The organism is Streptomyces triticisoli (assembly GCF_003270085.1).
GTDB classification, from domain to species: domain Bacteria; phylum Actinomycetota; class Actinomycetes; order Streptomycetales; family Streptomycetaceae; genus Streptomyces; species Streptomyces triticisoli.
The window spans coordinates 35,051-44,003 of sequence record NZ_QFDQ01000119.1; the positions used below are offsets into that span (position 1 = coordinate 35,051).

Annotated in this window: 9 protein-coding genes and 1 pseudogene; 7 read left to right on the forward strand and 3 right to left on the reverse strand. The window is 72.6% G+C overall.

The genetic code is table 11. The features are described 5' to 3' along the window. Positions 1 to 50: 50 nt before the first annotated feature. The 4 genes from DEP02_RS18100 to DEP02_RS35880 all read left to right on the forward strand — a co-directional run bounded on the left by DEP02_RS18100 (position 51) and on the right by DEP02_RS35880 (position 4,214). Complete coding sequence (locus tag DEP02_RS18100; protein ID WP_112468639.1) at positions 51 to 449, forward strand: 6-pyruvoyl trahydropterin synthase family protein; 399 nt, start codon at positions 51 to 53, stop codon at positions 447 to 449. Positions 450 to 463: 14 nt separating this feature from the next. Continuing rightward, positions 464 to 1,639, forward strand: a complete 1,176-nt coding sequence (locus tag DEP02_RS18105) for a glycosyltransferase family 4 protein (protein ID WP_112468656.1) — start codon at positions 464 to 466, stop codon at positions 1,637 to 1,639. 269 nt (positions 1,640 to 1,908) lie between these two features. Then, positions 1,909 to 2,934 carry a methyltransferase domain-containing protein gene (locus tag DEP02_RS18110; RefSeq protein ID WP_438947775.1) on the forward strand — a complete coding sequence of 342 codons (1,026 nt, stop codon included), beginning with the start codon at positions 1,909 to 1,911 and terminating at the stop codon, positions 2,932 to 2,934. After that, the gene (locus DEP02_RS35880; protein ID WP_232839172.1) at positions 2,931 to 4,214 is read left to right on the forward strand and encodes a lysylphosphatidylglycerol synthase transmembrane domain-containing protein; all 1,284 of its coding nucleotides are present in this window, start codon (positions 2,931 to 2,933) and stop codon (positions 4,212 to 4,214) included. The genes DEP02_RS18110 and DEP02_RS35880 overlap by 4 nt, the downstream gene beginning before the upstream one ends. Here the strand turns inward: DEP02_RS35880 and DEP02_RS18120 are convergent. After that, positions 4,184 to 4,846: pseudogene (locus DEP02_RS18120) on the reverse strand (creatininase family protein); the annotation flags it as partial. The gene DEP02_RS35880 and the pseudogene DEP02_RS18120 overlap by 31 nt on opposite strands. A gap of 38 nt (positions 4,847 to 4,884) precedes the next feature. Here DEP02_RS18120 and ribA point away from each other — a divergent pair. Together ribA and DEP02_RS18130 are read left to right on the forward strand one after the other, a co-directional pair. Next, positions 4,885 to 5,544, forward strand: a complete 660-nt coding sequence (gene ribA, locus DEP02_RS18125; protein ID WP_112468644.1) for a GTP cyclohydrolase II — start codon at positions 4,885 to 4,887, stop codon at positions 5,542 to 5,544. Positions 5,545 to 5,601: 57 nt separating this feature from the next. Further along, a complete protein-coding gene (locus tag DEP02_RS18130; protein WP_112468646.1) occupies positions 5,602 to 6,063 on the forward strand; it encodes a PPOX class F420-dependent oxidoreductase in 462 nt (153 codons plus the stop codon). Between the two features lie 76 nt (positions 6,064 to 6,139). Here DEP02_RS18130 and DEP02_RS18135 read toward each other — a convergent pair whose 3' ends face one another. Beyond that, positions 6,140 to 7,498, reverse strand: a complete 1,359-nt coding sequence (locus DEP02_RS18135) for an MFS transporter (RefSeq protein WP_112468648.1) — start codon at positions 7,496 to 7,498, stop codon at positions 6,140 to 6,142. Between the two features lie 150 nt (positions 7,499 to 7,648). Further along, a complete protein-coding gene (locus DEP02_RS18140) occupies positions 7,649 to 8,314 on the reverse strand; it encodes a TetR/AcrR family transcriptional regulator (RefSeq protein WP_112468650.1) in 666 nt (221 codons plus the stop codon). Between the two features lie 170 nt (positions 8,315 to 8,484). Between DEP02_RS18140 and DEP02_RS18145 the strand changes: the two genes are divergently transcribed. After that, positions 8,485 to 8,953: shikimate dehydrogenase (locus DEP02_RS18145; RefSeq protein ID WP_117434529.1), on the forward strand; the 469-nt coding region annotated here is incomplete at its 3' end.

The window sequence follows — 8,953 nt, forward strand, 5'->3', positions numbered from 1 at the left end:
GCAGGGATCAGCCGGAGGAGCCAGACGCGCCGCACCTGGAGGGTCGTCCGTTGTTCAGCATCACAGTCCGTGATCACCTCATGATCGCCCACAGTTTCCGCGGCGAGGTTTTCGGGCCCGCGCAGCGGCTGCACGGAGCCACGTACCTCGTGGACGCCACCTTCCGGCGCGAGCAGCTGGACGACGACAACCTCGTCGTCGACATCGGCTTGGCCACGCAGGAGCTGGGCGCGGTCGTGAGCGAGCTGAACTACCGCAACCTCGACAGCGAACCCGACTTCGCCGGGATCAACACCTCCACGGAGTTCCTGGCCAAGGTCATCGCCGACCGGCTCGCCGAACGCGTCCACAAGGGCGCCCTGGGCGAGAACGCCAAGGGCCTGGCCGGCCTCACCGTCACGCTCCACGAGTCGCACATCGCGTGGGCGAGTTACGAGCGTGCGCTGTGACCGAGCCGACCGCCATGACCATCCGCCGGGGCCCGTCCCTCGCCTACGTGCCCGCCCAGCGCGCGGCCTCCGAGAACTCCGGGATCATCCCCATGTCCCTGCGCACCGTGCACTTCGTCCTGCCGGGCGGCGTCGACGACCCGGCCACACCGAGCGGCGGCAACGCCTACGACCGCCGCGTCACCCTCGACCTGCCCGGCTTCGGCTGGCAGGTCCAGGGCCACGCCGTGGACGGCAACTGGCCCCGGCCGGAAGCCCAGGCCCGTACGGAACTCGCCCGCGTCCTGAGGGAGTTGCCGGACGGCGCCGTCGTCCTCCTCGACGGGCTGGTCGCCTGCGGCGTCCCCGAGATCGTCGTACCGGAGGCCGAGCGGCTGCGCATGGCCGTCCTCGTGCACCTGCCGCTCGGCGACGAGACCGGGCTCGACCCGGCCGTGGCCGCGGAGCTGGACGCGCGTGAACGCGAAGTGCTGCGGGCGGTGTCCGCCGTCGTCGCCACCAGCGACTGGGCCGTGCGCCGACTCGTCTCCCACCACGGGCTCGCCCCCGACCGGGTGCACGCCGCCACCCCCGGCGCCGACATCGCGCCGCTCGCCCCCGGCACCGACGGGATCTCGCGGCTGCTGTGCGTCGCCGCGGTCACCCCGCGCAAAGGCCAGCACCGGCTGGTGGAGGCGCTGGCCGGGGTCACCGACCTGCCGTGGACCTGCACATGCGTCGGCGCGCTCACCCAGGACCCGGCCTACGTCGCCGAGCTGCGCGACCTGATCGGGAAGCACGGCCTGCAGGACCGTTTCCACCTGGCCGGACCGCAGGCCGGAGCCGAACTCGACGCCAGCTACGCCACCGCCGACCTCATGGTCCTCGCCTCCTACGCCGAGACGTACGGCATGGCCGTCACCGAGGCCCTGGCGCGCGGCATCCCCGTGCTCGCCACGGACGTCGGCGGCGTCCCCGAGGCGGTCGGCCGCGCCCCCGACGGCGGCGTGCCCGGCATCCTCGTCCCCCCGGAGGACCCCGCCGCCCTCGCCGCCGAGCTGCGCGGCTGGTTCGGCGAGGCCGACGTACGGCGCCGCCTCAAGGCCGCCGCCCGCGGCCGCCGCGCAGCCCTCGACGGCTGGGCGAACACCGCCCGCAGCCTGGCCGGCGTCCTCGGCCGGCTGCCGAAGGAACCCCGGAGGGCGGCATGAGGAAGACGACCGCTCCCACGACGGCCTCCGCGACGACCTCCGCGATGCCCTCCACGGGGACCGACCGGCTGACCGGCGGAATCCCGCCCCAGCCGGGCCCGCGCGACGCCGCGGAGGCGGCAGAGGCGGCGGGCACGGGCCTGGGGGACCAGCCGTCCGACCCCGCACCGGTCGCGCCGGGGCAGCCGGCCTCGTCGGTGTCCCCGCCCGTAGGAAAGGACCCGTCGGCCATGACGGAATCCACCGCGTTCCCCCAGCAGACCCAGCAGATGCCGCAGCCCCCGCAGCCCCCGCAGGGCACCGCCTCCCCGGCGCCCCACCCCGCAGTCTCCGGCGCCGACCGCGAGCCCCACATCGTGGTCGGCGCCGGTTCCGGGGGCGCGGAGGTGATCCCGGGCGCCGGACCCGCGCAGCGGCCCGGGGAGCGGACCACCGTGCGGCTCCGGGAGGACGAGGACGAGGAACCACCCCGGTACGCGCCCGAGTGGCTGCAGCTCAGGGAGGTGGCCGACGCCGCCGCGCGGGCGACCGACCTGCTCGATCCGCTGCGGATCCGGCTCGCCAACCTGCCCCACCGGCACGGCGGGCTCGTCGTGCACGACCTCGGCTGCGGCACCGGCTCGATGGGCCGCTGGCTCGCCCCCCGGCTGGACGGCGCCCAGCACTGGATCCTGCACGACCGCGACCCCTACCTGCTGCACTTCGCCGCCGTCGCCTCCCCGCGCGCCGCCGCCGACGGCAGCAGGGTCACCGTGGAGACACGGCGCGGCGACGTGGCCCGGCTGACCCCGGACGCCCTGGCCGGCGCCTCGCTGGTGACGGCCTCCGCACTGCTGGACGTGCTCACCCGCGAGGAGATCGACACCCTCGCCGCCGCCTGCGCCGGAGCCGGCTGCCCGGCACTGCTGACCCTGTCGGTGGTGGGCCGGGTCGAGATCACCCCGGCCGATCCGCTGGACGCCGAGATCACCGAGGCGTTCAACGCCCACCAGCGCCGCACCGGCCTGCTCGGCCCCGACGCGGTCGACGTGGCCTGCGAGGCCTTCGCCGCGCACGGCGCCACCGTACGGACGCACCCGAGCCCCTGGCGGCTCGGCCCCGACCGGCGCGAACTGACCGCACAGTGGCTGCGCGGCTGGGTCGGCGCGGCCGTCGAACAGCGCCCCGAGCTGAAGCAGCGCGCCGACCGCTACCTCACCGAGCGTCTGGAGGCTTGCGCCGCCGGGGAGTTGAGCGTCGTCGTCCACCACAGCGACCTGCTGGCGCTGTCCCGGCCGACCGGCGGCGCCGTATGAGCGTGCAGACGGTGGACGTGCCGAGGGTGCGCGCCGATGCGGGGGAGTCCCGTACGACCGGTGCCACCGGCACGTCCGGCCGCGGGCACAAGCTGCTCGCGCTGCTCTCCCGTCTCAACACCCCGGCCCTGCGCACCCACTTCGGCACCGTCGCCGGAGTCGCCATCCTCGCCGTCCTGATGTGGCGGCTGGGCACGGGCGTCTTCCTGGAAGGGCTGCGCCGGATCGATGCGCCCACGCTGCTCACGGCACTGGGCATCGGCCTGGTCACCACCGTGTTCAGCGCCTGGCGCTGGCAGTTGGTGGCCCGCGGCCTGCGCATCCGGCTGCCGCTCGGCCCGGCCGTGGCCGACTACTACCGTGCGCTGTTCCTGAACGCGGCGCTGCCCGGCGGGGTGCTGGGCGATGTGCACCGGGCGGTGCGGCACGGGCAGAGCGCCGGTGACATGGGACGCGGCGTGCGGACCGTGGTCCTCGAACGGGTCGCCGGGCAGGTCGCCCTCGCCGTCACCGGTGTCATCGTGCTGCTCACCCTGCCGTCGCCGGTGCGCGAGGAGACCCGGAACCTCGCGCCGCTGCTCGTCCTCGGGGCCGCCGGCGCGCTCGCCGTCGTCCTCGCCCTGCGCATGAACCGGGCGCCCTCCCGCCGGGGCCGGGCCCTGCGCCGTACCCTCGGCGAGGCGCGCGAGGGTCTGCTGTCCCGCCGCAACGGGCCGGGCGTCGCCCTGTCCTCGCTCACCGTCCTGACCGGGCATGTCGCGATGTTCGTGGTGGCCGCGCACATCGCCGGCTCCACCGCCCCGGTGCTCGTGCTGCTCCCGCTGGCGGTCCTCGCGCTGCTGGCGATGGGACTGCCGCTGAACGTCGGCGGGTTCGGCCCCCGGGAGGGCGCCACCGCCTGGGCGTTCGGCGCGGCCGGGCTCGGCGCGAGCACCGGACTGGCCGTGGCGGTGGTGTACGGGGTGCTGTGCCTCGTGGCGAGCCTGCCGGGCGCGCTCGTCCTCGTCGCCCGCTGGTACACCGGGATGCGCGCCGGGTCCCCCACCCGTACCGCCGAACCGGCCCCGGAACCCGGCAGCGCATCCCACGGCGCACCCGACGGCGCACATCACGGCGCACCCGACGACGACTACCCGCGCCCGCTCTCCGGCAGCTTCCCGTCCTCCGACGTGAGCAGCGAGAAATACGGTGCGAAGGACGCCGCGAGGCTGTCCAGCAGTTCCTTCCCCTTTTCCGCGGACCCCAGGGAAGGACGGCCGATGACGCCCGATTCGGTATAGGCGGACATTCCGGCGGTGAGCAGATGACGCCGGTCGTCCGCGGTGAAATCGGCGGACTCGTAACCGGCCCGGACCATTTCCGGATGAGCGTGCAGAAGAATGGAGGTCTCGATTTCCCCCGCGTGCATGTCGGTGAGCAGCGAGGTGCGCACCCCGGCCCGTTCGAGGGCCGTCTCCCAGTCCTCCACGGCCGGGAACAGCGCGATGCGCTCACCGCGCGCGGAGGACTCCTGAACCACATTGCCCAGCACGTAGTTCCCGCCGTGACCGTTGACGACCACCAGGGCCTCGACACCGGAGCGGCGCAGTGAGTCCGCGATGTCCCGCACCACCGAATGAAGGGTCACGGAAGAGATGCTGACGGTCCCCGGCCAGGCCGCGTGCTCGTGCGAGCAGGAGATCGTCACCGGTGGGAGAAGGTGCACCGGGTACGTGTCGGCGATCCGGCGGGCAAGGGCACAGGCGACCAGCGTGTCGGTCGCCAGCGGAAGGAACGGGCCGTGCTGCTCGAAACTGCCCACCGGCAGGACCGCCACCTGCCGTGAGAGGTCCGCTCCCCGCGTCCGTACGTCTTGCGTCGTGTCCGCCGGCAACACCCCGTATGCCGTCGGCCGCGTTCCCGAACCACTCATTGTTTTCCGGCCTTTCGTCTCTGCTTAGGAACCAGATCATGACAGAAAACCTCGGTGTACTCGGCAAGAAGTCCCCCCGGCGAACGGGCGTGGAGCGCGTCGTGAATGCCCCTCTGCCCACCGTGTACGGGAAATTCCAGGCGGTCGGCTACCTGGACCACGACCGCGGTGACGAACAAGTCGCCCTGGTCCACGGCGACATCGGCACCGACCGGGTTCTGGTCCGGCTGCACTCGGAGTGCCTGACCGGGGACGCCTTCGGCTCGCAGCACTGCGAGTGCGGCGACCAGCTCACCGCGGCCCTGCGCGCCGTCGTCGCCGAAGGCAGCGGCGTCGTCGTCTACTTGAGAGGGCACGAGGGCCGGGGCATCGGCCTGCTCGCCAAGTTGCGGGCGATGGCCCTGCAGGCGGAGGGCCTGGACACCGTCGAGGCCAACCTCGCCCTCGGCCTGCCCGTGGACGCCCGCGACTACGGCGCCGCCGCGGAGATGCTGCGCGACCTGGGCGTGCGCTCGGTGAAGCTGATGTCCAACAACCCGCGCAAGCGCGAGTCGCTGGTACGGCACGGAATCCAGGTCGCCGAGCAGGTTCCGCTGCTGATCCCGCCGTGCGAGAACAACATCACCTACCTGCGCACCAAGCGGGAGCGGCTGGACCACCACCTGCCCCACCTGGACGCGGTGGCCCACCTGTCCTGACGCAGGGACCCGGGTCGGCGCGGAATGCATGCTCCGGTCGGGAGGGTTGACCAGGGTATGACTCAGGACACAGCGCACGACCCCGGACAGGACGCCCTGCTCACGCTGCTCTCCGAGGGGCACGGAGGAGTGTTGGTGACCCTCAAGCGGGACGGACGGCCCCAGCTGTCGAACGTCGGCCATGCCTACTACCCGGACGAGCGGGTCATCCGCGTCTCGATCACCGACGACCGCGCCAAGACCCGCAATCTGCGTCGGGACCCGCGTGCCTCGTACCACGTCACCAGCCCGGACCGCCGCGCCTACACGGTCGCGGAGGGCACCGCGGACCTCTCGCCGGTCGCGCAGGACCCGCACGACGAGACGGTCGAGGAGCTGGTCCGTCTCTACCGGGACGTCCTCGGCGAGCACCCCGACTGGGACGACTTCCGCGCCGCGATGGTCCGCGACCGGCGCCTGGTGCTGCGGCTGGGGGTGGAGCGGGCGTACGGTATCCCGAAGGGCGCCAACAACGGCTGAGGCACGCTGTACGAACCACCGCACCCGCGGCCCTGACATGGGCCGCGGGTGCAGGGCCGGTGCCTGGGGTGCGAGGTCAGGCCGAGACCGTCTGCGGCTGTGACGACCGCCGGCCGCCGCGCTCGCCGAGCAGCTCCGTGGGGACCTTGTGGGTCTCGCGGGCGGAGAGGGCGGCGATCACCGGCGGGACGCACAGGGCCGCCGTGAACAGGGCCACCGCCGTCCAGCCGCTGCCGTCCGGGCCGGCGATCTCGGCGGCGAAGGTGACCGCGAAGCCGGCCACCGCGAAGCCGATCTGGGTGCCGACCGCCATGCCCGACAGCCGGACCCGGGTGGAGAACATCTCGCCGTAGAAGGCGGGCCACACACCGTTCGCGGCGCTGTAGACGACACCGAAGGTGACGATCCCGAGGAGCAGGATCAGCGGGTAGGAGCCCGTGGAGATCGCCCACAGGTACAGGAACATGGTGATCGCGCTGCCCACCGCGCCGACCAGGAACACCGGGCGCCGGCCGATACGGTCCGACAGGGCGGCCCACAGCGGGATCGCGCCCAGTGCGACGACGTTGGCGAACACGCCCACCCACAGCATCGACGAGCGGGACATGCCGACCGCGTCACTGGTGGCGTACGCCAGCGCCCACACGGTGAAGATGGTGCTCACCGAGGCGATCAGCGCGCCCGCGACCACCCGCAGCACATCCGCCCAGTGCTCGCGCACCAGCACGACCAGCGGCAGCTTCACCACTCCCTCGCCGGCCGCCTGCTGCGCGAACGCCGGCGTCTCGGCCAGTCTGCGGCGGATCAGGTAGGCGACGACGGCGACCATGACACTCGCCCAGAACGGCACCCGCCAGCCCCAGGACAGCAACTGCTCCTCGGGCAGCGCGGCGATCGGGATGAACGCGAGCGTGGCGATGAGCTGCCCGCCCTGAGTGCCACTGAGCGTGAAACTGCTGAAGAAGCCCCGCCGGTGCCCCGGCGCGTGCTCCAGGCTCATCGAACTGGCGCTGGCCTGCTCACCGGCCGCGGAGATGCCCTGCAGCACCCGGCACAGCACCAGCAGCGTCGGGGCGAGGGTGCCGACCTGGGCGCGGGTGGGCAGACAGCCGATCAGGAACGTCGACACGCCCATCAGCATCAGCGTGAAGACCATGATCTTCTTGCGGCCCAGCCGGTCGCCGAAGTGACCGAGGAACAGCGCGCCGATGGGGCGGGCGGCGTAGGCGACACCGAAGGTGGCCAGGGACAGCAGGGTCGCGGTGGCCGGGTCGGAGTCGTCGAAGAAGACCTTCGGGAAGATCAGCGCGGCCGCGCTGCCGTAGATGAAGAAGTCGTAGTACTCGAGCGCGCTGCCGACCCAGGCGGCCGCGGCGGCCTTCTTCGGCTGGCTGGGTGGGGCGGCGGCGTCGGGGGACGGGGCGGGGACGGACACGGGGGCTCCTTCGGGGGTGCGAGCCAGGTAATTAACCCACTGGTTAGTTAGCAGTGGTTGCGCAGGGATGCTGCGGCCCGTGTTCCCCTTCTGTCAAGGGGTGGAGTGCGATCAGCCGGACTGATGCCGGACTGATGACCGGACTGGTGTTCAGTCCTCCGCGCGGTCCGCCGTCAGGTAGGCGATGACCATGTCACCGAGCATGGCGCGGTAGTGCTCGCGCCGGGCGGGGTCGGTCAGGTCGCGGCCGAACAGGGCGCCGAAGGTGTGCCGGTTGGCGACCCGGAAGAAGCAGAACGAGCTGATCATCGCGTGCAGGTCGACGGCGTCCACGTCGGCCGTGAACAGGCCGGACTCCTGCCCGGCGGCGAGGATCCGGCGGATCACGTCCAGCGCCGGGGAGCCGATCGCCGTCAGCTTCCCGGAGGCCGCGATGTGCTCCGCCTCGTGGATGTTCTCGATGCTCACCAGGCGGATGAAGTCGGGGTGCTGCTCGTGGTGGTCGAAGGTCAGCTCCGCCAGGCGCCGGATGGCCGCGACCGGGTCCAGGTGGTCGACGTCCAGCTGCTGCTCGGCGTCACGGATCACCCCGTAGGCCCGCTCCAGCACGGCCGTGAACAGCTGCTGCTTGCCGCCGAAGTAGTAGTAGATCATCCGCTTCGTGGTGCGGGTGCGGGCGGCGATCTCGTCCACGCGGGCCCCGTCGTAGCCGGCCCGGGCGAACTCCCGGGTGGCCACGTCGAGGATCTCGGCCCTGGTGCGGGCGGCGTCGCGGATCCGCCCGCGGGGTCGTGCCGGTTCCTCGACGCTGGTCATCACGGTCCTTCGGGCATGGGGCGCGTATCTGGCTCGTGATTGTAGAAGCAGAGGCCGGGACTTCCCGAACCGCCGGAGGGGCTGATATAGCTAACGTACTGGTTCGTACATTAGAGCCCGCAGAATTCGCAGAACCCGCAGCCCGCAGAACCCGCTCAGGAGGACCCCCGGTGGCCAAGGACTCGTATCTCGTCGGACTGATCGGTTCCGGCATCGGCCCGTCGCTCAGTCCGGCGCTGCACGAGCGGGAGGCCGACCGGCAGGGCCTGCGCCTGCTGTACCGGCTCATCGACATCGACCGCCTCGGCGCCCCGCCCGAGGCGGTCGGAGACCTGGTGCGCTCCGCCCGCGACCTCGGCTTCGACGGGCTCAACATCACCCACCCCTGCAAGCAGCTCGTCCTGGAACACCTGGACGCCCTCTCCCCGCAGGCCGAGGCGCTCGGCGCGGTCAACACCGTCGTCTTCGAAGGCGGCCGGGCCACCGGTCACAACACCGACGTCACCGGCTTCGCCGCCTCCTTCGCGCGCGGCCTGCCCGACGCCCCGCTGGAGCGCGTGGTGCAGCTCGGCGCGGGCGGCGCCGGCGCCGCCGTCGCCCACGCCACCCTGACGCTCGGGGCCGGCCGCGTCACCGTCG